The sequence below is a fragment of the Oryzomicrobium sp. genome (assembly GCF_036820405.1).
Classification (GTDB): Bacteria; Pseudomonadota; Gammaproteobacteria; order Burkholderiales; family Rhodocyclaceae; genus Oryzomicrobium.
In genome coordinates this window covers 48,830-73,741 of the sequence record NZ_DAISLS010000012.1, presented here as the reverse complement: position 1 = coordinate 73,741, position 24,912 = coordinate 48,830, and the positions used below count along the sequence as shown (strand labels likewise).

22 protein-coding genes are annotated in these 24,912 nt (G+C 63.3%); 19 read left to right on the top strand and 3 right to left on the bottom strand.

The genetic code is table 11. The features are described from left to right. Positions 1-22: 22 nt before the first annotated feature. From V7Z98_RS12940 to V7Z98_RS12895, 10 genes are all read left to right on the top strand, one after another. The gene (locus V7Z98_RS12940; protein WP_334158411.1) at positions 23-1,744 is read left to right on the top strand and encodes a tetratricopeptide repeat protein; all 1,722 of its coding nucleotides are present in this window, start codon (positions 23-25) and stop codon (positions 1,742-1,744) included. A 177-nt stretch (positions 1,745-1,921) separates the two neighbouring features. Further along, positions 1,922-4,564, top strand: coding sequence for a glycosyltransferase (locus V7Z98_RS12935; protein WP_334158410.1), 2,643 nt, complete (start codon positions 1,922-1,924; stop codon positions 4,562-4,564). A gap of 260 nt (positions 4,565-4,824) precedes the next feature. Then, on the top strand, positions 4,825-6,318 hold the full coding sequence (locus V7Z98_RS12930; protein WP_334158409.1) for a flagellin N-terminal helical domain-containing protein: 1,494 nt from the start codon (positions 4,825-4,827) through the stop codon (positions 6,316-6,318). Positions 6,319-6,401: 83 nt separating this feature from the next. After that, the gene (locus V7Z98_RS12925) at positions 6,402-6,809 is read left to right on the top strand and encodes a flagellar protein FlaG (protein WP_334158408.1); all 408 of its coding nucleotides are present in this window, start codon (positions 6,402-6,404) and stop codon (positions 6,807-6,809) included. A gap of 52 nt (positions 6,810-6,861) precedes the next feature. Then, on the top strand, positions 6,862-9,210 hold the full coding sequence (gene fliD / locus V7Z98_RS12920; RefSeq protein ID WP_334158407.1) for a flagellar filament capping protein FliD: 2,349 nt from the start codon (positions 6,862-6,864) through the stop codon (positions 9,208-9,210). A 10-nt stretch (positions 9,211-9,220) separates the two neighbouring features. Next, positions 9,221-9,646: a flagellar export chaperone FliS gene (gene fliS / locus V7Z98_RS12915; protein WP_293260071.1), complete on the top strand. Its 426-nt coding sequence runs from the start codon at positions 9,221-9,223 to the stop codon at positions 9,644-9,646. Beyond that, positions 9,643-9,930: a flagellar protein FliT gene (locus tag V7Z98_RS12910; RefSeq protein ID WP_334158406.1), complete on the top strand. Its 288-nt coding sequence runs from the start codon at positions 9,643-9,645 to the stop codon at positions 9,928-9,930. Before fliS ends, V7Z98_RS12910 begins: the two co-directional genes overlap by 4 nt. A 41-nt stretch (positions 9,931-9,971) precedes the next feature. Continuing rightward, positions 9,972-11,090, top strand: coding sequence for a flagellar hook-length control protein FliK (gene fliK, locus V7Z98_RS12905; protein WP_334158405.1), 1,119 nt, complete (start codon positions 9,972-9,974; stop codon positions 11,088-11,090). Beyond that, positions 11,077-11,403, top strand: coding sequence for an EscU/YscU/HrcU family type III secretion system export apparatus switch protein (locus V7Z98_RS12900; protein WP_293260062.1), 327 nt, complete (start codon positions 11,077-11,079; stop codon positions 11,401-11,403). Before fliK ends, V7Z98_RS12900 begins: the two co-directional genes overlap by 14 nt. Before the next feature lie 190 nt (positions 11,404-11,593). Further along, positions 11,594-12,379 carry a flagellar brake protein gene (locus tag V7Z98_RS12895; RefSeq protein ID WP_334158404.1) on the top strand — a complete coding sequence of 262 codons (786 nt, stop codon included), beginning with the start codon at positions 11,594-11,596 and terminating at the stop codon, positions 12,377-12,379. A gap of 70 nt (positions 12,380-12,449) precedes the next feature. On the opposite strand, the gene fliE is transcribed toward V7Z98_RS12895, so the two are convergent. The 3 genes from fliE to V7Z98_RS12880 all read right to left on the bottom strand — a co-directional run bounded on the left by fliE (position 12,450) and on the right by V7Z98_RS12880 (position 15,641). Next, positions 12,450-12,779: a flagellar hook-basal body complex protein FliE gene (gene fliE / locus V7Z98_RS12890; protein ID WP_293260056.1), complete on the bottom strand. Its 330-nt coding sequence runs from the start codon at positions 12,777-12,779 to the stop codon at positions 12,450-12,452. 173 nt (positions 12,780-12,952) lie between these two features. Continuing rightward, a complete protein-coding gene (locus V7Z98_RS12885; RefSeq protein WP_293260053.1) occupies positions 12,953-14,425 on the bottom strand; it encodes a sigma-54-dependent transcriptional regulator in 1,473 nt (490 codons plus the stop codon). 22 nt (positions 14,426-14,447) lie between these two features. Further along, positions 14,448-15,641: a sensor histidine kinase gene (locus V7Z98_RS12880; RefSeq protein ID WP_334158402.1), complete on the bottom strand. Its 1,194-nt coding sequence runs from the start codon at positions 15,639-15,641 to the stop codon at positions 14,448-14,450. Positions 15,642-15,871: 230 nt separating this feature from the next. On the opposite strand from V7Z98_RS12880, the gene fliF reads away from it, so the two are divergent. From fliF to fliN, 9 genes are all read left to right on the top strand, one after another. After that, on the top strand, positions 15,872-17,611 hold the full coding sequence (fliF, locus tag V7Z98_RS12875; RefSeq protein ID WP_334158401.1) for a flagellar basal-body MS-ring/collar protein FliF: 1,740 nt from the start codon (positions 15,872-15,874) through the stop codon (positions 17,609-17,611). 30 nt (positions 17,612-17,641) lie between these two features. Continuing rightward, entirely contained in the window at positions 17,642-18,643 is a 1,002-nt protein-coding gene (fliG, locus tag V7Z98_RS12870) for a flagellar motor switch protein FliG (protein WP_293260047.1), read from the top strand. A 44-nt stretch (positions 18,644-18,687) separates the two neighbouring features. Continuing rightward, on the top strand, positions 18,688-19,407 hold the full coding sequence (gene fliH / locus V7Z98_RS12865; RefSeq protein ID WP_334158400.1) for a flagellar assembly protein FliH: 720 nt from the start codon (positions 18,688-18,690) through the stop codon (positions 19,405-19,407). Between the two features lie 62 nt (positions 19,408-19,469). After that, complete coding sequence (gene fliI / locus V7Z98_RS12860) at positions 19,470-20,891, top strand: flagellar protein export ATPase FliI (RefSeq protein WP_442951845.1); 1,422 nt, start codon at positions 19,470-19,472, stop codon at positions 20,889-20,891. 74 nt (positions 20,892-20,965) lie between these two features. Continuing rightward, entirely contained in the window at positions 20,966-21,403 is a 438-nt protein-coding gene (gene fliJ, locus V7Z98_RS12855; RefSeq protein ID WP_334158399.1) for a flagellar export protein FliJ, read from the top strand. Between the two features lie 97 nt (positions 21,404-21,500). Beyond that, positions 21,501-22,565 (top strand): flagellar hook-length control protein FliK, encoded by a 1,065-nt coding sequence (locus V7Z98_RS12850; protein WP_334158398.1) that lies wholly within the window; start codon positions 21,501-21,503, stop codon positions 22,563-22,565. A 159-nt stretch (positions 22,566-22,724) separates the two neighbouring features. Next, entirely contained in the window at positions 22,725-23,252 is a 528-nt protein-coding gene (gene fliL, locus V7Z98_RS12845; protein WP_293260035.1) for a flagellar basal body-associated protein FliL, read from the top strand. 48 nt (positions 23,253-23,300) lie between these two features. Continuing rightward, on the top strand, positions 23,301-24,326 hold the full coding sequence (gene fliM, locus V7Z98_RS12840) for a flagellar motor switch protein FliM (RefSeq protein ID WP_334158396.1): 1,026 nt from the start codon (positions 23,301-23,303) through the stop codon (positions 24,324-24,326). Beyond that, the gene (gene fliN / locus V7Z98_RS12835) at positions 24,319-24,780 is read left to right on the top strand and encodes a flagellar motor switch protein FliN (protein WP_293260029.1); all 462 of its coding nucleotides are present in this window, start codon (positions 24,319-24,321) and stop codon (positions 24,778-24,780) included. The genes fliM and fliN overlap by 8 nt, the downstream gene beginning before the upstream one ends. The last annotated feature ends 132 nt before the right edge of the window (positions 24,781-24,912 follow it).

Here is a 24,912-nt window from a genome sequence, read left to right as displayed (position 1 = left end):
GCTAAACGAAACCCAAGTTACCATGCCCATTCCTGCAGATCGCTCCATCTCCGGTTTCTTTAAAGCAGATTTCAATCCGTACTACATCCTCGCGCCACACTACCTCCATTCTTCGGCTGGTGTGCGCAGCCTGCATTACCTCTGCCACGCACTCAACGAATTCGGCTGCGAAGCCTATCTGGCCCCCGTTTCGCCACTCAATCCTGCGCTTCGCACCCCCTGCCTAACACCTGAAATTCTGCAAAATCACTACATTTCGGGGCGCACGCCCATTGCCCTTTATCCTGAAACAATCTCGGGAAATCCATTCCAGACACCTCATGTTGCCCGCTGGTTGTTGAACCGTGCCGGCCACCTCGGCGGCCCCACTACCTTTCACTCCAGCGAAGCGCTGTTTTACTTTGCAAAATGGGTACTTGATCCAGGCATTGAAGCGCGCCATCTCACCGTACCAACGGCCGATCTGCATCTATTCAATAACAACAACAACCCATTCGACACCCGGCGCTCAGGCGCGTGCTACTACGCAAATAAGTATCTGCATAAAGGCCATCAAATTCCTGCCGATATCGCCAATCAGGCAACCAGCCTATGCCTCGATATCCCGCGGAGCCCGGAAGAAATCGCCGCTATCCTGCAACGCTCTACCGTGTTGTACTGTTTCGAGGAGACAGCACTGATCACTGAAGCCCTGCTATGCGGGTGCCCTGTGCTCCTGGTTCAATCAGAATACATGCGACCAGAAAATTGGAAACCGGACGGCATCCCCCCAGGTTGCGGCTGGGCTCATGAATCTGGGGTTCTAGAACGGCTCACACAGGAAGTCGGTCAGTTCCGGAACTTGTATGAAAAGAGTCATCAATACTGCTGGAACACCGTTCATCAATTCATCATCCATACCCACCACCGCTTTACGCTCTCCAAGGGAGAGAGCCAGACCCAAGAAGGCCCGGCATCAGAAATTCAAAAATTTTGGACAATCCCAAAAGAAAGACGCCAAAAATATTTAAATAACTTCTTGCATGCCTGCTCGGAGACTCCAGTTTTTTCCGAATGGAAGCGTAATAACCCGATCATGAAGCTGGCCGGCTGGCTGGATGAAACCATAGTGGCCACCCGCCCCATTTTCCCTCCCGACGCCCCCTCTCCTCCATCTGTAGCGTCTTCCAATATCCGAAAACCGCTAGTAGCCAAGGAGGAGCATCGCTTACTAGAGCAAGTGAACACCTTGCTACAGGCCGGTCAGAACGATCAAGCAATCCTCCTGCTCACTCGACTCGTCGCGCACGACACTCTGTGCTGGGAGGTCTACGACTCTCTAGGACAAATCTATGCGGAGCAAAACAACCTCGACGAAGCAGCCCTTGTCCTGCTGAAGGGTGCCTCGCTGGAATTTTCATCCACCCATTGCTTGCGCAAGCTAGCCGCTGTTTTTGCCATGCAGGGGGAACTGTGGCGCACATTAGCCGCTTGTGCACAAATACTGAAACGTGAACCGGACGATCAAGAATTGCATTTGTTTGTCCGCGATGTATTGGTATCAACCTCGCCACGCTTTGATAACATTTCTTGGCTCGCCCCGGAGTGGGCTAAAACCATGGATGCGCTGTCCACATATAAGAACCAGGCCCAGGCAGCCCGTAATCTGCTCGACAATCTGCAAGCCAAGGCACAGTCCGTACTTGCCGAGCATCATCCGTTGACAAGCTTGGGTAACGGCTCACGCTCCCACGAGCGACAATAATCCATCACGGTCTAGGAACTAAACGTCCGCTTGTAGGAGAGTCATCGGCAGCCCCCCGCGAGCCAGGATGCCTTCGACTGGAACAGCCTGTAACTTGCGCTGGATAGCCACCAGCGGCATTTCAAAAGAGCAGCGAATCCTGTGCATAAATCCCCCCCCCGTCTCACGCCGACCTCCATGGATCAAGCGTCCCCCTATCAGAACTGGATAAAAACCCATACATTCCAGCAGACAGATGGAGTAGATTTTGAAAATCGAATGCAGGAATGGGGTACCCAACCACACTTCCATATTGCAGTGGTACTCGATATGGAACCGGCGGCTGCACTTGGCAACTCCCTACAGTCGCTGGCCAGCCAGTACTATCCTCATCTGCGGGTTACCGTTAGCGCCCCCCTCCCGTCACCCGCTAACTTACCGCCGGATCGTGTGCAATGGATCGAAAGCACCTCGCCGTGGCTGGATGCTAATAATGCCCTGCAAGCCAGTGCTCCAGGAAGCTGGGTTGGGCTGTTGCGCGCAGGAGACACGCTGGCGCTCCACGCCTTGCTGGTTACTGCCGAATATCTGCACACCCATCCGGCGGTAGATGCCGTTTACACGGATGAAGACATCAAAGATGCAACGGGCTATCGCCACACGCCAAAATTCAAGCCCGATTTTGATCTGGAATGGCTGCGATCCAGTGGCTACGTTGGCGGCGTCCTATTGGTAAAAAGCGATGTCTGGAAGTCTGCAGGAGGCTGGCTACACTTTTCGGACCACCAAGACGAATTCGATTTGGCCCTGCGACTTGCAGAGCAGCTTCCCCCCACATCTTTTGGCCATGTGGCTGATGTGCTGTATCACCGCAGCGCTGACCATCCCACGCTGGCAGCGGGCTATGCCGAGCACAACGCACAATTGATTCACCTACAGCAGCATTTGGCACGCTGCAATCCTGAAGCGGTCGTCACGCCCGGGCCAATAGTGGGAACCTCCCGCGTAATCTACCCATTGCAAACACTGCCACGCGTCTCGATCCTCATCCCGGCCACAGATGAGCTTGGCCATTTACAACGTTGCCTGGAAACCCTGTTCGAGCAAACGGATTACCCTGACTTCGAATTGCTCATCGTCGACAACACAGCCCTTGCCCCCGCCACACGCACTTTTCTGCATGCGCTAGAACAACTGGACGACACCAGGATCCACATCATCCGCGACGCGCCCCCCGCCCCCCGCGCTGCGCTGTTCAACCTGGCAGCGGAGGCATCCACTGGGGCCTTGTTACTGCTCCTCAATCAGGAAATTGCTGCCCTGCACAGTGATTGGCTAAGCGAAATGGTCGCTTTGACCCAGCAACCCGAGGTGGGCGCTGTCGGTGCCCGACTACTGAGGCCGGACGGCACCTTGCAGCATGCGGGTTATGTTCTGGGTCTCAATGCCACAGTCGCCAGCCCCTTGGCCGGTCAGCCGGCAGAACACACCGACCCCTTGCTCCGAACGCAGGTGCTTCACCAAGTATCCGCAGCAAGCAGCGATGCCTTATTGATTCATCGCGACCTTTACCTCGCCCTTGGAGGAATGGATGCGCAGCAATTTCCTATGGATTTCCATGATGTGGATCTCTGCTTGAAAGTGCGTGCAAAAGGGCGGCGGATTCTCTGGACACCTTTTGCCACTCTGCTTTACGCGGGCCCCTGCAATGCACAAGCCCCGGCTGCCCCCACGCTCTACAACCGCTGGATGCCCCACCTTACCAGGGACCCCGCCTACAATTCCAACCTCAGCCTGCAGGATGCGGAACTGGACCCCGAACCCGAAGCAGCCCTGTCATGGAACCCCACGCCCTGGCATCCGCACCCCCGCCTGCTGGTGCACCCGGTGGACCAGACCGGCAGTGGCCAATATCGCATCCTGGGTCCCGTGCGCGCGCTGCACGATGCAAACCTCTTGCGGGGCCACGCCAGCCAGCGGTTTTTCAGCCCGGTAGAAATCGCCAAGGCGGACATGGCCTCCATCGTCGTGCAGATTCCAACCTCGGCCCGCCATCTCAAAGCGCTTGAAATCTATCGCCAACATTCCGAAGCTTTGTGTATTGCCGAGGCGGACGATCTAATTACCGAAATCCCTCGCGCAAGCCCTCTTTACCATGTCATAGGCAAGGAAGCGCAGGATTATTTTCGCCGATCCCTGCGCATAGCCGATCGTCTGGTCGTCACCACCGAGCCTCTCGCTGCCGCCTATGCCGATCTATGCCAAGAAGTCCGCGTCGCTAAAAACTATCTACCCGGGCATCTCTGGAACCACCTGACCCCCAACCGGAAGCGCACCGGAAAACCCCGTGTCGGCTGGGCCGGCAGCAGTTCTCACCGAGGAGATTTAGCGCTCCTTGACGAAATCGTCAAGACGCTGGCCAAAGAGGTCGACTGGGTCTTTTTCGGCGCCTGTCCACAGAACATGCTTCCTTACGTCAAAGAAACCATTGCCGGCGTTTCGTTCGATCAGTATCCAGGAATGCTGGCCAACATGGGCCTTGATCTGGCCGTAGCACCGTTGGAAAACAACGCATTCAACGAATGCAAGAGTTCGCTCAAGCTTCTTGAATACGGCATCCTCGGCTACCCCATCGTCTGCTCGAGCAGCGGGGCCTATCGCGGAGACTTCCCGGTCAAGCGCGTCTCCAACACTGCTAAAGCCTGGATCGCCGCAATTCGCGAACGCATCCACGACCTCGACGCCACACGCAAGGAAGGTGAAACCCTGCAAGCCCACATCCGTCAGCATTGGATGTTGGAAGACCATTTGGACGAATGGCTCGCCGCCTGGACACGCTGACGCCATCGCAGAGGTGGGGGCTTCGCTTGACACAGCCCCCTCGGCGCTCTGTTGTGCCGTGTACAAAACCAGAAGGGGATGATCGAGCAGCACTTGGGTACATGGCTGCGCGTCTAGATGCGCCAAGCAAAAAAAGCCCTAAAGTTTCCCTACGGCGCGTCGTTAAAGTTCCTGAGAGGATCGGAATCAGCGCCAGTCACTAGACGGAACGCTCCTGCCGAACCCTGTTTTTTTGGATATTTTCTCTAGGAGAGAAAGTCATGCCCGCCATCATCAATACCAACGTTGCCTCCCTGAACGCGCAGCGTAACCTGACCACCTCGCAGAACTCGCTGTCCACCTCTCTGCAGCGCCTGTCCTCCGGCCTGCGCATCAACAGCGCCAAGGACGACGCCGCCGGTCTGGCCATCTCCCAGCGGATGACCGCCCAGATCAACGGTCTGGACCAGGCCCAGCGCAACGCCAACGACGGCATCTCCCTCTCCCAGACCGCTGAAGGCGCCCTCCAATCCTCCGGCGACATCCTCCAGCGTATCCGCGCCCTGGCCGTCCAATCCGCCAACGCCTCCAACTCCGCTTCCGACCGCCAGGCCCTCAACGCCGAAGTCGGCCAGCTCACCTCCGAACTGGATCGCATCGCCCAGACCACCCAGTTCAACGGACAGAACCTGCTTGATGGTTCCATGACCTCCTCCACCTTCCAGGTGGGCGCCAACGCCGGTCAGACCATCACCATGACGTCCTCCAACTTCCGCACTTCCTCCTACGGCAACTACCGTATCGGTGCCTCCACCGCCACCGACGCAGGCGCCAAGGGCGACCTGACCACGGGCAGCACTAGTAACGCCATCGCCTCCAACGCAGCATTGACAAACAGCCGCGTAGTGGGCGGTGCTGTTACCATTAACGGTTCAATCGGCTCGGCCAGCGTCAACGTTGCCGCAGGTTCCTCTGCCAAGGCCGCCGCCCAGCAGATCAACTCCGTCACGAACAAGACTGGCGTCACGGCTACTGCCAAGACCGAGATGGACATTACTGGCGTAACCGCCAATAGCTCCTACGTCTTCAGCGTAGCGTCCAACAACACCACTGCCGTAACGGTTTCCTTCACCGTGGGTAACGCCAATGGCGGCAAGGGTGACGATCTGAGCGCCGCAGTCAATGCGTTCAATGACGCTTCCGCCAAGACCGGCGTCACCGCTCGGGTGAACGATGCGGGCAACGGCATCACCCTGCTCAACTCTGCTGGCGAGAACATCACCATCACCAACGCTGCCTCCGGCTCCGCCGCCGATGCATCGTTTGGTGGCGCCGCCCTGACCGCCAGCGCCAAAGCCGTCGGCACCGGCCAGCTGATGCTCGACTCCAACAAGTCCTTCAGCATCAACGCAGCCAACACCACTGACTTCTTCACAGCCAACAGTGCGGCAGGTCAGTTGCAAAGCGTCAGTAACCTGGACGTGAGCTCGGTGGATTCGGCCAACCGTACCCTGGCCATGGTGGACGCGGCCCTGTCGTCGATCAACGGCCAGCGCGCCAACTACGGCGCCATGCAGTCCCGCTTCACCAACGCCATCTCCAACCTGCAATCCACGTCCGAAAACCTGTCGGCCTCCCGGTCGCGCATCCAGGATACCGACTTCGCTGCCGAAACCGCCAACCTGAGCCGAGCCCAGGTCCTGCAGCAAGCCGGTACCGCGATGCTGGCCCAGGCCAACTCGCTGCCCAACAGCGTGCTCTCCCTGCTCCGGTAACAGCGCGTAAGGGTTGAGCTTCAAGGGCGCGGCAGCGGAAACGCTTCCGCGCCCTCTCTCCATGGAGCGATAGGAGGTTCATCATGAATATCCAGCCCCTCGGTTCTCAAGGCACTGTCCCGGCAATTCAGCCATCCACCTCGCCCACGCTTGGCACCGCGTCTCAGAATATCGCGTCTTCAGCCGCTGGGGCCGCACAACAGGCGCAATCTGGCACGGTAAATGCTCAAGAAAACCGGAGTGCATCCGGTTCGTCGACCCAGGTCGATCGTTCTGAACTGGACAAAGCCGTCAAGGAAATTCAGAACTTCATCAAAGACACCGACACCAGCCTCGACTTTCACGTGGACAAGGACACTGACAAGCTGGTGGTAAAAGTGGTCGACACCTCGACCAAGGAAGTCATCAAGCAGATTCCCTCCGAGGACATGCTGGCGCTCGCCAAGGCCCTCGACAAGCTCAAGGGGCTGCTGGTGTCGCAGAAGGCCTGAGTCATAAGCAACACCGGGGACGCTTCCCCACCCACCTTTCAGGAGCATCGTCATGGCCAGTATTTCTTCCCCCGGCATAGGCTCGGGCCTGGACGTCACCGGCATCGTCTCGAAGCTGATGTCGATCGAGAGCCAGCCCCTCCAGGCGCTGGACAAGAAAGAAGCCAGCTACCAGGCGCAGCTGTCGGCTTTCGGCTCCCTAAAAGGCACCCTGTCTGCGTTGCAGAGCTCTCTGAGCTCATTGGGAAGCGCTTCTGCGTTCAACACGATGAAGACGTCCACTTCGGACAACACCGTCTTCACCGCATCTGCAGGCACCAACGCTACCGCTGGCAGCTACTCGGTGGAGGTGAAGACCCTGGCCCAAGCGCAGAAGCTGTCATCGACCACCTTCGCCAATACCAGCGCCCCGGTCGGCACGGGTTCGCTCACGATTCAGTTCGGCACCTACGACAGCGTGAACAACACGTTCACCGTGAACCCGGACAAGAGCTCCACCAGCATCACCATCAACCCCAACAGCAGCAGCCTGACCGGTATCCGTGACGCCATCAACTCCGCCAAGGCGGGGGTGACGGCCTCGATCGTGAACGACGGCACCGGCAACCGCCTGGTCATTTCGTCGAACGACACCGGCCAGGCCAACAGTATGAAGATCACGGTAAGCGACACCGACGGCGCCAACGGCGACGCCAACGGTCTTTCCCAGCTCGCTTACGATCCGACCACGGCGGCGGGGGCCGGCAAGAACATGACTCAGACCATGGCGGCGCAGAACGCCACCGCCACCATCGACGGCATGTTCATCACCAAGGCCAGCAACACCATCACCGACGCCATCCAGGGCGTCACGCTGAACTTGGCCAAGGCGGTTCCCGGCACCACCAATACCTTGACGGTCAGCCAGGACACCACGGCCGCCCAGACCGCCATCCAGGGCTTCGTCAAGGCCTATAACGATGCCATCAATGCCCTGAAGCAGGCATCAGCCTACAACGCCGACACCAAGACGGCGGCGATCCTGCAGGGCGATGCCACCGTGCGCACGATCACCACACAGTTGCAAAACGCCGTCAGCTCTCCGCTTTCCACGTCGGCGGGTGGTTTTCAACGCCTGTCGGATGTCGGCATCAGCGTACAGCGGGACGGCACGCTGCAAATCGACAATACCAAGCTGACCGCTGCTTTCAACGACCCGAACAACGACATCACCGGCCTGTTTGCCAGCCTGGGCAAGACCAGCGATAGCCTGATCAGTTTTGCGTCGTCGAACAACAAGGCGACGCCGGGCACCTACAACATCAACATCACCCAGATCGCGAGCCAGGGCAAGCTCACCCCGAGCGCTGCCCCGTCGACCCTGACGATCGACAACACTAACCAGAACCTCACCGTCGCGGTAGATGGAACCTCCGCTTCGATTGCGCTGACTGCTGGTAAGTACACCCTGCAACAGCTGGCATCCGAGTTGCAGTCGAAGATCAACGGTTCCACCACCCTGAGTAAGGCAGGCAGCAGCGTCACGGTGAGCGTTGACGGTACCCAAGGCAAGGTTGCCGGTTCTGCCGCCGCAGGGCTGACTTACAACCCGGGCGATCCCCTCCAAATTTCGGTCGACGGCAACACACAGAGCATCGATCTCACCGACGGCACCAACCCGGCAACTTTTGCCAACGTCGGCGACTTGGCTAACAGTCTGCAGACCAAGCTCAACACAGCCTTCGGCAACAACAAAGTATTGGTCAGCGTTAGCAACGGCGCCATTTCCCTCACGTCCACCAGCGTCGGCACCACGTCCCAGGTCAGCGTAAACAGCACCGATGGCAACGGCAACACCAGCGCCAATGCCAGCACCTTGTTCGGTACCGCCGTCAGTACCAATGGCACCGGCACCGGCGGCCTGTTGGTGACCTCTAACAAGTACGGTTCGGCTTCCAACGTCACCATTTCCGGCGACGGCGCTTCGGCCCTGTTCGGCGCCTCCCGCACCAATACGGCCGGCACCGACGTACAGGGCACCATCGGCGGCTACCCGGCCTCCGGCAGCGGCCAGGCCCTCACGGGCGGCCCCGGCCCGGCCGAAGGCCTCAAGATCAACGTCACCGGCGGCCAGACCGGCGACCGGGGCACCATCACCTACGACCGGGGCTTTGCCTTCCAGCTGAACCAGTTGCTCGATAGCGTCATCGGCACTAGTGGAACGCTCCAGGCCCGTACCGACGGCATCAACAGCACGATCAAGAGCATCGACGACCAGCGCACCACCCTCAGCACTCGCCTGACCGCATTGCAGGCCCAGTACATGGCCCGGTACACTGCGCTCGATACCTTGATGTCCCAGATGACCCAAACCAGCTCCTACTTGACCCAGCAACTGGCGAGCATCAAGGCAAGTTCTTAAGAGGCTTTCAATGTTTGTCCGCCGCAACCCCATCGCCGCCTACTCCGAGGTTGGTGTAGAAACCTCCGTGGCATCGGCAAGCCCGCACAAACTGATCCTGCTACTTTTCGAAGGTGCCCGGGCGGCGCTTTTCACCGCCCGCCTGAACATGGTCGAAGGCAATATTGCCGAGAAGGGCGCGGCCATTTCCAAGGCCATCGACATCATCAACAACGGCCTCAAGGCCAGCCTGGACGTTGAGGCCGGCGGCAACCTGGCGGAACAGCTGTCGGCCCTCTACGAGTACATGGTGGACCGCCTGCTGTTCGCCAACCTGAAGAACGAGACCGCCCCCCTGGACGAAGTACTCGGCCTGCTGGGCCAGATTCACAGCGCCTGGGAAGAGATCGCCGACCGTCCCGAAGTCACCGGCTTCGTGCCGAAGGCGATGCCGTGAGCGCCCCCGACCTGTTCGCCGAATTCCTGGCCTGCTCCGAAGCCATGATGGCCGCCGCCATCAACCAGGACTGGGCCGCCCTCCAGGCAAACGCCAGCCAGCGCGACGAGATCGAAGCCGCCATCAAGCGCCAGCGCGCCATCGAGCGGCGCCCCTTGAACGATCGGGAAGCGGAGATCTTCCGCCGCGTGCTGGAGCTGGATCAGGAAGTCCGGGACCGGGTCGAACCCTGGCTCAAGCACGCCGGCAAGCTCCTCTCGCGCTGGGGCGCCCTTTCCTCCTGACCGGATAGCGTTTCCTCCCTGTCCCTGACGAGGTTTCCGCCATGAGCATGATTCCTGCGGATCTGGCATCGCGCCTGCGCCTGGCCAGCGAAACCTCGGTCCAGCCCCTTTCACCGACCAAGGATATCTCGGACAGCCTGTCCGACCTGGTGCCGGGTCAGCGCGTCATGGCCGAAATCCAGGCCCAGTTGCCCAACGGGGCCTACCGGGCCCTGGTGGCCCAGCGGGAACTGGTCCTATCCCTGCCCTTCTCAGCCAAATCCGGCGATTCCCTCGAACTCCAGGTCGTCGAGAACGACGGCAAGGTGGCCCTGGCGCTCCTGGCCAAGGGCGGCGAAAAGGAAGTCGGTGCCGGCGTGACCGCCACCCTGAGCCAGGCCGGCAAACTGATCAGCAGCCTGATGGGCGACGAAACCGCCCAGACGCCGGGCAAGGGCGCCGTGCTCAACGGCGGCAACCCCATCCTGGCCACACTGCCGTCGGAAGACGGCAGCGCCGCCCCACAGCTTGCCCGAGCCCTGCAACAGGCGGTGGGCAACAGCGGCCTGTTCTATGAGTCGCACCAGGCCAAGTGGGTCACCGGCCAACTTCCCCGGGATGCCCTCCTGGCCGAACCCCAGGGACAATTGTCCCAGCTGCGCCCACTGCCCACCCAGGCCCAGGCAACCACAACGGTGCCTGCCGATACCCCGCGCGGCGTTGCCACTCCGCTGCCGGCCGCGAACGAAAGCACGGCCGCCCAGCCGGCGCCGGCAAATACCGCCGCCCCCACCCCAACGGCAATAACTGCCGTGGCCCCGGAAACCGCCCAACTGGTGCAGCAGCAACTAGCTGCCCTGGCCAACCAGGTCTTCGCTTGGCAGGGCCAGGTCTGGCCCGGCCAGGACATGCGCTGGGAAATCAGCGAAGAGGACCAGCGCCGCCAAAGCGGCGGCGACGAAGCCCCCCGCTGGCAGACCCACCTCCATCTGCAATTGCCCTCCCTGGGCGGCATCGATGCGGAACTCCGGCTCCAGGGCAGCAGCCTCACCTTGCAACTCTCTGCCCCGCCCGAGTCGAGCCAGCGCCTGCAAGGCGCCGCACCGGCGCTGCAACAGGCCCTGAGCGACACCGGGCTGACCCTCACCGCCCTCGATATCCAGCGCCATGAGCAAGGCTGACAACATCAAGAGCGCCGTCGCTCTGGCCTACATGGAGGCCGACGTAGCGCCCCGGGTAGTGGCCAAAGGGCGCGGCGTGATCGCCGAAGAGATCATTTCCCGGGCCCGGGAACACGGCGTCTATGTGCATGAGTCCCCCGAACTGGTAGCCCTGCTCATGCAGGTGGATCTGGACGACCGCATTCCGCCCCAGCTCTACGTTGCCGTCGCCGAACTGCTCGCCTGGCTGTACGGCATCGAACGGGGCGGCGCGCCGGGCGCCCAGGCCCCGCCACCTCTTTTCAAGGGACCGGCGCCCCTGCCCGGCGAATAAGGAAATCTGACGCTTTCCTGGCAGTCTGGCGTTTTCTGGCGATTCCCAGACTTTTTTCGCGCCGATATGGCGACGGATGGATTAAACTTCTGCCGCAATTCAGGGCGCTCCACCGATCTGCCATTCCATTGCCGCCAGCGGGACCGCAGCGCCCGCCCAGAGACCTGCCCGCTTGCTCCACGAGACACCCATGCCCGAAAACGAACAGGCGCCGGATACGGAAAAACCGACGTCGCCCTTCGATCTCGAAGACTCTGACCTCTACAGCAAATATCTGCTGTTTTCGCGGGGCGAAATGCTGTTCGTCCTGCGCGCCCTGCAACAGAAGGGCTGCATGATCACGGCCCACTTCGATCATGGCAAGTCGTTCTTCCTCACCTCTCTGGTCGACGTGGACGGCGACGAGGACCAGTTGATCTTCGACTACGGCAGCAACGAAGAGATGAACCGCAAGGTGGCCGGGGCGGACAAGGTCATCTTCACCTCCTCCCTGGACAAGGTGAAGGTCCAGTTCACCCTGCCCGGCATCACTCCCATCACCCATGAGCAGCGCCCGGCCTTCTCTGGCAACCTGCCCGAATCGATCCTGCGCCTGCAACGGCGCGAGTACTACCGCCTTTCCACTCCGGTGGCCAATCCGCTCAAGTGCTTCGTCCCATTGGCCGACGGCATTCTGGAAACCACGGTGCTCGACATCAGTGGCGGTGGTATCGGCCTGATGCTGCCCGCAGACCGCAAGGATTTCGCCGCGGACAGCGCCTTTGCCAACTGCAAGCTGGAATTGCCCGAAGAAGGCACCATCGTCTTCAACATGATCGTGCGCAACGCCTTCTTCCAGAGCAACAAGACCGGCAACAGCTACCTGCGCGCTGGCTGCGAATTCGACAACCTGTCGGGTGCCAAGCTCGCCGCCATCCAGCGCTACATCACCCGCATCGAGCGGGAGCGCAAGGCCCGGGAAAGCGGCATGCTCTGAGCGGCAAACCCCAACAAAAAAGCCGGTATCGTCGGATACCGGCTTTTTTGTTGATTAGGAGCAGCGCAGATCACACCTGCATGTTCATCACGTCCTGGTAGGCCGCCACCAAGCGGTTGCGCACCTGGACCATCTCCTGGAACGACACATTGGCCTTTTGCAGGGCGATCATCACCTCGTGCAGGTTGGCATTGGGGTCCCCGGCAGAGAAATTCTCGGCCATGGACTGGGCCTGCTGCTGGGTCTGATTGACCTGGTTGATCGAATTTTGCAGGACCTGGGCAAAATCCACCCCACCCGGGGCGCTGGAATCCGCCCCGGCCTGGGCCGGTTTGCCGGCGGCCAGCGCCGCTGTGGCGCGCATCTGGCCGAGAAGGTCGTTGATACCGTTGCTGTCCATAGGTGTTCCTAAACGCTTCCCGTACTTTAGCAGGAAATGGGCCAACCTTTAGCCCCGCCTTAAGGCCGACTCCAGAGGCGCCGATTCACCACCCCCAAGGCCGCTCCAGCACATCGCCACTACTTCCTTAACGTCAGACCGGCGCAACACTGGAGGGGTTCATTCCGGCCGGCTCATTCCTTGAGAAAGCCCGCCTCCCGATATTGTTTCAGCTTGTGGCGCAGCGTGCGCTCCGAAATCCCCAGGCGCTCCACCGCCAGCTTGCGGGAGCCGCCCACCGAGCGAAGGGTATCGAGGATGTGCTCCCGCTCCAGGTCGCGCATGTTCTCGGTGCGCCGTACACCGTCCGCAGTATGGCTACCGGCCGGCAACGATTCGTGAAAAGGTGCCCCCGCCGGCAGCGCAACCGCCGCGGGAGAATATGCTGGGGCCGGGGCGGCAAAGCCGCCCATTGGCGCCAGGGACGCCGCTTCCACGGGCGCCGTCGGCGTTGGGGCAGGCACGGCGCCGAACTGGAGGGCCGCCACGGGCAAATGCAGATGCTCGGCGTCAACCCGGTCCGCCGGTGCCAGGATCATGGCCCGCTGGATGACGTTCTCAAGTTCCCGGATGTTGCCCGGCCAGTCGTAGGCGGTCAGGGTCTGCTCGGCGGCCGGCGACAAGGTCAGGCCGGGCCGGCCGATTTTGCCGCCCCGATCGGCAAGAAAGTGCCGTGACAGCGGCACGATGTCGGCCCGGCGTTGCCGCAGGGACGGGATCGGCAGGGGAAAGACGTTGAGCCGGTAGTACAAGTCCTCGCGGAAGATGCCCTTGGCCACGGCCTCTGCCATGTCCCGGTTGGAAGTGGCCACCACCCGGATATCCAGGGATACCGGCTTCTTGCCGCCGACCCGCTCCACCTCGCGCTCCTGCAACACCCGCAGCAGCTTGGCCTGGAGCGACATGGGCATTTCGGTCACTTCGTCGAGCAGCAAGGTGCCGTGCTGGGCCTGCTCGAACTTGCCAGCCTGGGCCTGGGTGGCGCCGGTGAAGGCCCCCTTCTCATAGCCGAACAGGGTAGCTTCGAGCAGGCTGTCGGGAATCGCTGCACAGTTGATGGCAACGAAGGGCCCGTCGCGCCGTGCCGAGTTGCGATGGATGTAGCGGGCCACCACTTCCTTGCCCACACCGGATTCGCCGGTGAGCAGCACCGTGGCGTCGGTCTGAGCCACCCGGGCAGCCAAGGAGAAGAGATTGCGCGAGGCGGCATCGGCGGCTACCACGCCAGCATCGCCGGCCATGTCGGGCAGCCGATAGCGGGCGATATGGGCAAGCAGGGCCTGGGGCTCGAAGGGCTTCATGAGAAAGTCGCAGGCCCCGGCACGCATGGCCTCCACGGCCCGGTCCACGTCGGCGAAGGCGGTCATCAGCACCACCGGCAGGTGAGGCCAGCGACTGCGGATCGACTTGAGCAAGGTGATGCCGTCCATGGGCTCCATGCGCACGTCGGAAACGACGATGCCCACCGGCCGGGAATCGAGCACGGCCATCGCCGCCGGGCCGGAATCCACCGCCACCAGGGGCTCGCCAGCCAGCTCCAGGGTGTCGCAGATGGCTTCGCGCAGGTTGGGATCGTCTTCGACGACCAGGATTGGCAGGGTGGTCATGACTAATTGATGTTTTCTGCGGTCAGTTTTCTTCACCGGCAACGCCGGCCGGCGCCGGGCCGGCGGGCAGTTCGAGGACGAACTCGGCGCCTTGCCCCGGGGTGGAGCTGACGTCGATGGTGCCACCGTGGGCTCGGGCCACGCCCAAGGCGATGGCCAGGCCCAGGCCAGTCCCCTGCCCCCGGGTGGTGAAGAACGGTTCGAAGATTCGGGAGATCATTTCCGGAGCAAGACCCGGGCCTGTATCGCGCACGGCAATGCGCGCCCGCCCGCCCGCCACGGCCAGGGTCAGGCTTACCCGGGCTGCCTCCCCTCCCCGCTCGCAGGCTTGCAGGGCATTTTCCAGCAGATTGATGAGGGCGCCGGAAAGGGCCTTGTGGTCGCCCATCGCTACCATGCCGGGCGCCTCGCCCTCCACCGCGAACGCCACCCCCTGGCGGCGCATCAGCGCTTCCACGGCCAGCGAAGCCTCCTGCACCAGGGCATCGAGGGGCACCACGTCCCGTCCGATGCTCTCGCCCCGGGCGAACAGCAGCACATCCTGGATCAGGCGTTCCAGGCGTTTGAGCTGGGTGGTGGCCTTGTCGGCAAAGCGCACTCGTGCGTCGGCGGCCAGATCGGGCTTGCCCAGGTTGCTGCTGTAGAGCAGCGCCGTGGCCAGGGGGGTGCGCAACTGATGGGCAAGGGACGCGGCCATCTCGCCCATGGCGGCCAGCCGCTGGCTGCGCTCCAGGCTGGCCTTCATGGCATGGGCGGCGGTGATGTCGTGAAGCAGGACGATGCGCCCGCCGGCCGAATCCAGGGGGCTTTCGGCCATGGACAGGCGGCGCTCGCCACAGCACCACTCGCCGGGAGTGACCGAGGGGCGCAGCTCTTGCGCCGCCACCTCGCGCCAGGCCAGGCCCGCCGCATCGCGGCCGAGCATTTCCCGGGCGGCCGGGTTGGTGCTGGTCACCCCCCCGCTCCCGTCCACCGCCACCACCCCGGCCGGCAGGGCGTTGAGCAGCAGTGAGAGGCGCTCGGACAAGGCTTCCTTCTCCTGAAACTGGCGACGCAACTTGCCGTTGGCCACCTCCAGCTCGGCGGTCAGGCGCACCACCTGGCCCTGGAGAGCCTCGTAGGCCTGGGTCAGCTCCTGGGAAACCTGGTTGAAGACGGAGAAGGCCCGTTGCAATTCTTCGGCCTTCACCTCCATCATGCGATCGGCATCGGTCACAACAGAACCTCGACGGACAAAAACGCGGCCAGCAAGAACTGGCCCTTGTTTACGGCCGCCATAGTAGAATATTTCACGAAATTTTTTCGCATTTCGGATGCCGGACGGGAAATCCCCAAGCCCGGCGGCGAAAGCGTATTTTCCTGGCATCCGCGCCTTTGCGCCCGATCCGGACCTTTCACCACCTCCACCCGCTAGCGCGACCCCTCACCGAGACCTAATCATCTGACATGGCGGCCGCCACCGACACTCCAGCCGATGCCGTGCAGGCTCCGCCGCCTGCCACCAAGCCCCTGGACCGTCTCCGGGAGGGGCTGAACCGGCTCACCAATCAGCAGAAAATCATCCTCATGGTGGCGATTGCCGCCGTGGTGGCGCTGATCGTCGGTGCGGTGCTGGCCAGCCGCCAGCCCGATTACAAGGTGCTCTTCTCCAACCTGTCGGAGAAGGACGGCGGCGCGATCATCGCCAGCCTGGAACAGCTGAACGTTCCCTACCGTTTCGCCGACAGCAGCGGCGCGATCCTGGTGCCGAGCAACCGGGTCCATGAGGTACGGCTGCGCTTGGCCTCCCAGGGGCTGCCCAAGGGTGGGCTGGTGGGCTTCGAGCTGATGGAGAACCAGAAGTTCGGCATCAGCCAGTTCGCTGAGCAGGTCAATTACCAGCGCGCCCTGGAAGGGGAACTGTCCCGCACCATCCAGTCGGTGGCCACGGTCGAAGGCGCCCGCGTGCACCTGGCCATCCCCAAGCCCTCGGTGTTCGTGCGCGAGGAGCAAAAGCCCACCGCCAGCGTGATGGTGTCTCTCTACCCGGGACGCACCCTGGAACCCGCCCAGGTGGCCGGCATCCAGCACCTGGTGGCCTCCAGCGTGCCCCAGCTGCCCACCGCCAACGTGACGGTGATCGACCAGCAGGGCAATCTCCTGTCCCAGCTCAAGAGCAAGCTGATCGAAGCCGGCCTCGACCCCACCCAACTCAAGTACGTGAGCGAGGTGGAGGCGGCGGTGATCAAGCGCATCGACGACATCCTCTCGCCGGTGGTCGGCCCGGGCAACGCCCGGGTCCAGGTAGCGGCCGACGTGGACTTCTCCCAGAACGAGCAGACCGCCGAGAGCTACCGCCCCAACGGCTCCCCACCGGACATCTCGATCCGCAGCCAGCAGACCTCCGAGACCGCCAGCGTCAATCCGCCCGCCCAGGGCGTGCCCGGCGCCCTCAGCAACCAGCCCCCGGTGCCCGCCACCGCGCCCCTCACCCAGCCCAACGTGGGCGGCACCGGTGCCGGCCAGGGCCTGGCACCGGGCCAGCAGCCGCCCCCGCCGGGCAAGCTGGATGCCGCCGGCGTCACCGCGCCGATCTATTCGGCCGGCCAGCCGGTTAATACCCGCAAGGATTCCACCATCAACTACGAGGTGGACCGCACCATCCGCCACACCAAGGGCTCCATCGGCAACATCCGCCGCCTGTCAGTGGCGGTGGTGGTGAACAACCGGCCAGACAAGGACAAGGGCGGCAAGGCCATCGAACGCGCCCTCAACGAGCAGGAACTCAAGCAGATCAACGACCTGGTCCGCGAGGCCATGGGCTACAGCAAGGACCGGGGCGACACCCTGTCGGTGGCCAACGCGCCGTTCAACCTGGGCGACAAGACCACCCTGGAAATCCCGCTGTGGAAACAGCCCGAGGCCATCGAGTTCGGCAAGGAACTGCTGAAGTGGCTGGCGGTGGCCGGCATCGTCCTGATCATCATCCTGATGGTCATCCGCCCAGCGCTGAAGACCATGTTCCCGCCCCCCGCCGAGGAGGAGGAAGACGAGGAACCCGGCATGGAAACCATCGAGGACGAGGACGGCACCATCGTCCAGATCAACCCCTTCGAGCAGAAACTGGCCGAAGCCCGCGAACTGGCCAAGGCGAATCCCAAGGCCGTGGCCAACATCATCAAGGACTGGATGGGTGGCGGCGTCTGAGCGACGCCCTCCCCTTCCCGATAACGCCCCATGGCAGCCACTGACGAAGCCGTTGAAAAGAGCGCCATCCTGCTCATCGCCCTTGGCGAGGAAAGTGCCGCCGAGGTGCTCAAGCACCTGGGCCCCCGGGAGGTGCAGAAACTCGGCCACGCCATGGCCGGCCTCAAGTCGGTACCCCGGGCACGCATCGAGCAGGTGCTTGAGGAATTCCACGCCATCGTCTCGGAGCAAGCATCGCTGCACGTCGATACCGACGCCTACATCCGCAGCGTGCTGACCAAGGCCCTGGGCGACGACAAGGCCACCAACCTGATCTCGCGCATCCTCCAGGGCGGCGAGACCAACGGTATCGAAGGGCTGAAGTGGATGGACGCCCCGACGGTGGCGGACCTGATCAAGAACGAGCATCCCCAGATCATCGCCACCATCCTGGTCCACCTGGAGCACGACCACTCCAGCGAGATCCTCTCCTACTTCACCGACCGCCTGCGCAACGACGTGGTGCTGCGCATCGCCACCCTGGAAGGGGTGCAGCCGATCGCCCTGAAGGAGCTCAACGACGTCATGCTCAGCCTCATCTCCGGCTCGGCCAACGTCAAGAAGGCAGCCATGGGCGGGGTGCGCACCGTGGCCGAAATCCTCAACTTCATGGGAACCGCCAACGAGACCTCGGTCATCGACTCGATCCGCGAGTACGATCCGGACTTGGCCCAGAAGATCCTCGACGAGATGTTCGTCTTCGAGAACCTCAACGACCTGGACGACCGCTCGGTCCAACTGCTGCTGCGCGAAATCCAGTCCGACTCCCTCATCCTCGCCCTCAAGGGCGCCTCGGAAACCCTGCGCGAGAAGATTTTCAAGAACATGTCCCAGCGCGCCGCCGAAATGCTGCGCGAGGACCTGGAAGCCAAGGGGCCGGTGCGCCTCTCCGAAGTGGAGGCGGAACAGAAGGAAATCCTCAAGATCGTCCGGCGCCTCGCCGACGAAGGCCAGATCGTCATGGGCGGCAAGGGCGACGACCAGTTCGTCTGACCCGCCACCCGCCGCAGCCGTAGCCGTAGTCCCGCTCCTGATCCATGGCCGACCACTACATCCCCAAAGAAAAGCTCACCGCCTACGAAAAGTACGAGCTGGCCGCCTTCGACGCCCCGCCGACCGCGCCGGCGACGGTGGAATCCCACGAGCTGCCCGACTCCCATCTGCCGGTCACGCCGCTGCCTACCGCCGAAGAACTCGAACGCATCCATGAAGAAGCCCGCCAGGCGGGCCATGCCGCCGGCTATGCCGAGGGCCGGGAACAAGGCCACAGCGAAGGCTACGCCCAGGGCTACGGCGAAGGCCACGCCGCCGGCCAGGCTGAAGGACTGGCGGAAGTGCGCACCCAGGCGGAACGCTTCGCCGCCCTGGCCGAGCACCTCGACAGCGCCGCCCGGGGACTGGACCAGGCCGTGGCCGACGACGTGCTAGCCCTAGCCCTGGAAGTGGCCCGCCAGGTGATTCGCCAATCCCTGCGCGTCAAGCCCGAACTGCTCCTGCCCGTGGTGCGGGAAGCCCTGGTAGCCCTGCCTCACGCCGAGCGCCCGGTGCTCCACCTGCATCCGGACGACGCCGCTCTGGTGCGCGACCAGTTGGGCGAGCAACTGCAACACGCCGGCTGGCGCATCATCGAAGACATGACCGTCCAGGCCGGCAGCTGCAAGGTCGAGGCCGGCAACAGCGAGGTGGAAGGCAGTCTGGAATCGCGCTGGAAGCGCACCCTGGAGGCCATCGGCCTACAGCGGGACTGGCTCGACTGAGGCCGGCGGTGGAGCATCCCGACGACCTTCCCCAGGCCGAGGTGACCCCGGCCACGGAGCCGATCCAAGCCCAGCCCCGGCCGCCGGAAGAGCGCCACGCCGATCTAAGGCAGTTCCTCTCCCAATGCCGGGAGAATCTGGATACGGCCATGCCCCTGCTGGTGTCCGGCAAGCTGACCCGTATCAACGGCCTGGTGATGGAAGCCGCGGGCTTGAAGCTCCCCCTGGGCAGTTCGGCCAAGATCATGCCCGTCGGCAGCACCCCGGTGGAGGCCGAAGTGGTGGGCTTTCACGGCGAAAAGCTGTTCCTGATGCCCTCCGACGACATCTACGGCCTATCCCCCGGCGCCCGGGTGGCGCCGTATGAAAGCACCATCCCGCCCCCCCGGCTCGACCAGCCGCGCCTGATGCGCCGCCGCGCCGCCGACAAGACCAAGCTGGTGCCTGTGGGCGAATCCATGCTCGGCCGGGTGGTGGACGGCGCCGGCCGCCCCCTCGACAACCAGGGGGCGCTCCAGGCCGAAACCATGCGCCCGCTGCACTCCCGCCCGGTGAACCCCATGTCCCGGGCCCCCATCACCCAGACCCTGGACGTGGGGGTGCGAGCCATCAACGGCATGCTCACCGTCGGCCGAGGCCAACGGATGGGCCTGTTCGCCGGCTCCGGCGTGGGCAAATCGGTGCTGCTCGGCATGATGGCCCGCTATACCGAGGCCGAGATCATCGTCGTCGGGCTGATCGGCGAACGGGGCCGGGAAGTGAAAGAATTCATCGAGCACATCCTCGGCGACGAAGGCCGGGCCCGCTCGGTGGTGGTGGCCGCTCCCGCCGACACCAGCCCCCTGATGCGCCTCCAGGGTGCCGCCTACGCCACCACCCTGGCCGAATATTTCCGCGATCAAGGCCACCAGGTCCTGCTCATCATGGATTCCCTGACCCGCTACGCCATGGCCCAGCGCGAAATCGCCCTGGCCATCGGCGAGCCGCCGGTGACCCGGGGCTATCCGCCCTCGGTGTTCGCCCGGCTGCCCCAGCTGGTGGAACGGGCCGGTAACGGCCCCGAGGGCGGCGGTTCGATCACCGCCTTCTACACCGTGCTGGCCGAGGGCGACGACCAGCAGGACCCCATCGCCGACTCGGCACGGGCCATCCTGGACGGCCACATCGTGCTCAACCGCAACCTGGCGGATGCGGGCCACTACCCTGCCATCGACATCGAACAATCCATCTCCCGGGCCATGGTGAACCTGATCCCGCAAAGCCAGTTCGACTACGTGCGGCGCTTCAAGCAGTTGTTCTCGCGCTACCAGCGCTCCCGGGATCTGATCGCTGTGGGTGCCTACGCCCCGGGCTCGGACCCGCTGCTCGACCAAGCGGTGAGCGCCTTCCCCCAGCTGGAAGCCTTCCTGGTACAAAGCCTTTCCGAACAGGCCAGCTACGCGGACAGCATCGCCCGGCTGGCCCAGCTCTTCCCCGACAACTGAATTTGACCTCGGCCGTCGGAGGACTAAGCTAATGTCCTGGCACCTTATTACGTTCGCAACCGCCTTCTGACGCCATGGCCAACGCCGCCTCCCTCCAACCTCTGATCGACCTGATGCAAGAGCGGGTCGACGACGCCACCCGCATCCTGGGCACCCTGGTATCGGCCGAGCAGGACGCCAAGTCCAAATTGCAGCTGCTGATGCAGTATCGAGAGGAATATGTCACCCGCTTCCGCAATGCCAGCAGCAACGGGCTGTCCCTGACCAGCCTGCGCAACTACCAGAGCTTCATCGACCGCATCGACCAGGCCATCGCCCAGCAGCGCGCCACGGTGACCACCTCGGAGCAGCGCACCGCCGAAGGCCAGGATGCCTGGCTGCAACAGCGCAACAAGCTCAAGGCCATCGACACCCTCTACCAGCAGCGTCAGGCCGGCGAGCAGCTGCGCGAAAACAAGCGGGAACAGAAATTCCAGGACGAATTCGCCGCCCGCCGCAGCAAGCCCGAATAGCCCATCCGCAAACGCGCCTACCGCAAGGCCAACCATTGGCATGGCCCTTGCTAAAAACCCATGACAAAAACTGCGCCTGTCCGGGCACGAGGCTTTCATGGGAATTTCCGTCGCCACCGCAACCGCCATCGCCAAGGTCGTTCCGCCGCCTGCCCAGGCCGCGGCCAATGCCACGCCGGCTGCCAGCGCCAACGAGGATGCGGCCGCCACCACCAGCGGGCCCAAGGGCGACTTCATGTCCGCCCTGATCGCCCAGTTGCGCGGCAACTCGGCCCAGGCCATCGAAGTCCCTGCCGGCACGCTCAAGCCGGCCAAGGCCGACAGCAGCGAAGACGATAGCGCCACCGACCCGGCCGCCTTCATGGCCGGCCTGCAGGCGGCCGCCAGCCTGGTGCCGCAGACGCCGAACACGCCGCCCCCGGTGGAAGGCAAGGGCAAATCCGACGCCGGCCTCACCGTCGTGACCGGCACCCCGGGCGATGGCCAGGCGGCTCCGGCCGAAGGCAACTCCGTGCTCAACCTGGGTGCGGACGGCAAGGCGGCAAAAAATGCCGCCTTCTCTGCCGCCTTGCAGGATGCGGATACCAAACTCGCCAGCCAGGACGGCGCAACGGCTCCGCTGGTGGCGCCCCACACGACGCAGCAGACCCATCAGCAGGCCCCCGCCAACACCGCCGCCGTGCAGACCCCGGTGCGCGATGCCCGCTGGGGCGAAGACTTCAGCCAGAAGGTGGTGTGGATGGTCAAGCAGGACCAGCAGAGCGCCCAGCTGACCCTCAATCCGCCCCAGCTCGGCCCCGTGGAAGTCAGCATCCACATGGGCCCCGATTCCAAGGCCACGGCCACCTTCATTTCGCCCCATGCCGAGGTGCGCGAGGCCATCGAGGCCGCTCTGCCCCGCCTGCGCGACATGATGACCGCCGCCGGCGTCTCCCTGGGCCAGACCAACGTGGGCAGCGAATCGTCGATGGCCCAGCAGCAGATGGCGCAGCAACAGCAGCAGCAACAACAAAATGCCCGCAACTTCGGCGGCGCCGGCTCGGGGCGCTTCGGGGGCGGCGGCGAGGGCGGCGAGGGCGCTGCTATACTAGGCGCCGAGGGAATTTCCGGGCGCTCCGGCGCAATCCAGCAAGGCGTCGGCCTGGTGGATACGTTTGCCTGAGGAGGCTAACCGATCCGGACAACACGCGCGCTTTTTTCCGCCATGCCATTCAGGTCCGCCCCGATCGGGCCGTTATGACCTGAAAGGCGATGCGACCTGGCGCCGGCGCCGCGATTCCCGCCCCCCCACCGCATAACGACCGCCATCTAGGGAGAGTGCATGGCCAAGACCGAAGCCAAGGCCGCCGAAGCCGCGCCGAAGAAGAGCAACGCGAAACTGCTGATCATCCTGTTGTCCGCCATCCTGGTGGTCGTCCTTGCCGGCGGCGCCTTCCTCCTGCTCAAGCAGTCGGACCACAGCGACGACGACGAGGACGTGGTGCAGCAGGAAAAGCCGAAGAAGAAGAAAAAGGAGGCCCATGCTCCTGTCTTCCAGGCCCTGGAAACTTTTACCGTCAACCTGGTGCCCGAGCAGGGGGACCAGTACTTGCAGGTCGGCATCTCGGTGGAACTGGAAGACGTGGCCGATGGCGAGAAGATGAAGGTCTTCATGCCCAAGCTGCGCAACCAGATCACCCTGCTGCTGTCGTCGAAGAAGGCCTCCGAGCTGACCAGCAAGGAAGGCAAGGAACAGCTCGCTGAAGAATTGCGCTACACGATCAATGAGATTCTGGATCCGCCGGTCAAGGGCAAGAAAGCCGAGACCCCGGTGAAGGAAGTGCTGTTCACCTCGTTCATCATCCAGTAACCCGGCTTTCAACGCCCCCACGCCGCCCACTCACCGGACACGCTCACCATGGCCCAGGATTTCCTTTCCCAGGAAGAGGTCGACGCCCTGCTCAAGGGCGTCACCGGGGAATCCGACGAGCCGGAGGTCGTCGAGGCTCCGACGGGCGGCATCAGCGCCTACAACCTGGGCACCCAGGAGCGCATCGTCCGCGGGCGGATGCCGACCCTGGAACTGGTCAACGAGCGTTTCGCCCGCTACCTGCGCATCGGCCTGTTCAACTACATGCACCGCAACGCCGAGGTGTCGGTGGGGCCGATCCGGGTGCAGAAGTACAGCGAATTCATCCGCAACCTGGTGGTGCCCACCAACCTCAACCTGGTGCTGGCCAAGCCTCTGCGCGGCACGGCACTGGTGGTGTTCGACCCCAACCTGGTGTTCCTGGTGGTGGACAACATGTTCGGCGGCGACGGCCGCTTCCACACCCGGGTCGAGGGCCGCGACTTCACCCCCACCGAGCAGCGCATCATCCAGGGCATGCTCGGCGTGGTGTTCGGCGAATACGAGCGCTCGTGGAAGCCGGTGCAGGAACTCAAGTTCGAGTACGTGCGCTCGGAGATGAACTCCCAGTTCGCCAACATCGCCACCCCCTCGGAGATCGTGGTGTCCACCACCTTCACCCTGGAATTCGGCGGCGCGGCGGCGGACATGCACATCTGCTTCCCCTACTCGATGCTGGAGCCGATCCGAGATCTGCTCTACAGCACCATGCAGAGCGACCACCTGTCCACCGACAAGCGCTGGGTCGCCACCCTGCGCCGCCAGTTGCAGGGGGCGGAACTGGAGCTGGTGGCCACCCTGGCCAACGCCCGGGTGACCCTGCGCGAAGTGCTGCAGATGAAGGCCGGTGACGTGATCGGCGTGAACATCCCGGAAAAGATCACCGCCTCCGTGGACGGCGTGCCGGTCATGACCTGCCGCTACGGACAGCAGGGTGGCCAGTACGCCCTGAAGGTCGACGGCTTCGTCAACGCCGACCTGCTCGCCCCTTTACAGGCCTCCTCCTCCAACGACACGGGAGACCAACATGGCTGATTTGGAAGACAACGTGGATAGCAATCAGGAAAATCCGGACGCCGGCGGCGACCAGATCAGCGAGGACGACTGGGCGGCCGCCATGGCCGAACAAGCCGTCGTCGACGAGGCGGCGGCACCGAGCGCCCCCCCCGCCCAGCCGGCGGCCATCTTCCCGTCCTTCGGCGAAGAGCCGGCCAAGAACGGGATGATGAAGGAACTCGACATGATCCTGGACATTCCCGTCCAGCTCACCGTCGAACTCGGCCGCACCAAGATCACCATCAAGAACCTGCTCCAGCTCGCCCACGGCTCCGTTGTCGAACTCGATGCCCTGGCCGGCGAGCCCATGGATGTGCTGGTCAACGGCACCCTGATCGCCCAAGGCGAGGTGGTGGTGGTCAACGACAAGTTCGGTATCCGCCTCACCGACATCATCACCCCCTCCGAACGCATGCGGAAGCTGGGCCGCTGACCGGCGCCCGCTCCCGGCAACCGCCCACCCGGGCGGTTTTTTATTGCCCCCGCTTCGATTACCATAGGGCGCTTCGGCATGCCGCCGACACGGGATCCGGAGATCGCCGGGCGGCAATTTTTACCGCCCCAC

What these genes read in the sequence shown, in the direction of transcription:
- V7Z98_RS12940 (WP_334158411.1), top strand. Translation starts at nt 23, where the DNA reads ATGCCCATTCCTGCAGATCGCTCCATCTCCGGTTTCTTTAAAGCAGAT.
- V7Z98_RS12935 (WP_334158410.1), top strand. Translation starts at nt 1,922, where the DNA reads ATGGATCAAGCGTCCCCCTATCAGAACTGGATAAAAACCCATACATTC.
- V7Z98_RS12930 (WP_334158409.1), top strand. Translation starts at nt 4,825, where the DNA reads ATGCCCGCCATCATCAATACCAACGTTGCCTCCCTGAACGCGCAGCGT.
- V7Z98_RS12925 (WP_334158408.1), top strand. Translation starts at nt 6,402, where the DNA reads ATGAATATCCAGCCCCTCGGTTCTCAAGGCACTGTCCCGGCAATTCAG.
- fliD (WP_334158407.1), top strand. Translation starts at nt 6,862, where the DNA reads ATGGCCAGTATTTCTTCCCCCGGCATAGGCTCGGGCCTGGACGTCACC.
- fliS (WP_293260071.1), top strand. Translation starts at nt 9,221, where the DNA reads ATGTTTGTCCGCCGCAACCCCATCGCCGCCTACTCCGAGGTTGGTGTA.
- fliK (WP_334158405.1), top strand. Translation starts at nt 9,972, where the DNA reads ATGAGCATGATTCCTGCGGATCTGGCATCGCGCCTGCGCCTGGCCAGC.
- V7Z98_RS12900 (WP_293260062.1), top strand. Translation starts at nt 11,077, where the DNA reads ATGAGCAAGGCTGACAACATCAAGAGCGCCGTCGCTCTGGCCTACATG.
- V7Z98_RS12895 (WP_334158404.1), top strand. Translation starts at nt 11,594, where the DNA reads ATGCCCGAAAACGAACAGGCGCCGGATACGGAAAAACCGACGTCGCCC.
- fliE (WP_293260056.1), bottom strand. Translation starts at nt 12,779, where the DNA reads ATGGACAGCAACGGTATCAACGACCTTCTCGGCCAGATGCGCGCCACA.
- V7Z98_RS12885 (WP_293260053.1), bottom strand. Translation starts at nt 14,425, where the DNA reads ATGACCACCCTGCCAATCCTGGTCGTCGAAGACGATCCCAACCTGCGC.
- fliF (WP_334158401.1), top strand. Translation starts at nt 15,872, where the DNA reads ATGGCGGCCGCCACCGACACTCCAGCCGATGCCGTGCAGGCTCCGCCG.
- fliG (WP_293260047.1), top strand. Translation starts at nt 17,642, where the DNA reads ATGGCAGCCACTGACGAAGCCGTTGAAAAGAGCGCCATCCTGCTCATC.
- fliH (WP_334158400.1), top strand. Translation starts at nt 18,688, where the DNA reads ATGGCCGACCACTACATCCCCAAAGAAAAGCTCACCGCCTACGAAAAG.
- fliJ (WP_334158399.1), top strand. Translation starts at nt 20,966, where the DNA reads ATGGCCAACGCCGCCTCCCTCCAACCTCTGATCGACCTGATGCAAGAG.
- V7Z98_RS12850 (WP_334158398.1), top strand. Translation starts at nt 21,501, where the DNA reads ATGGGAATTTCCGTCGCCACCGCAACCGCCATCGCCAAGGTCGTTCCG.
- fliL (WP_293260035.1), top strand. Translation starts at nt 22,725, where the DNA reads ATGGCCAAGACCGAAGCCAAGGCCGCCGAAGCCGCGCCGAAGAAGAGC.
- fliM (WP_334158396.1), top strand. Translation starts at nt 23,301, where the DNA reads ATGGCCCAGGATTTCCTTTCCCAGGAAGAGGTCGACGCCCTGCTCAAG.
- fliN (WP_293260029.1), top strand. Translation starts at nt 24,319, where the DNA reads ATGGCTGATTTGGAAGACAACGTGGATAGCAATCAGGAAAATCCGGAC.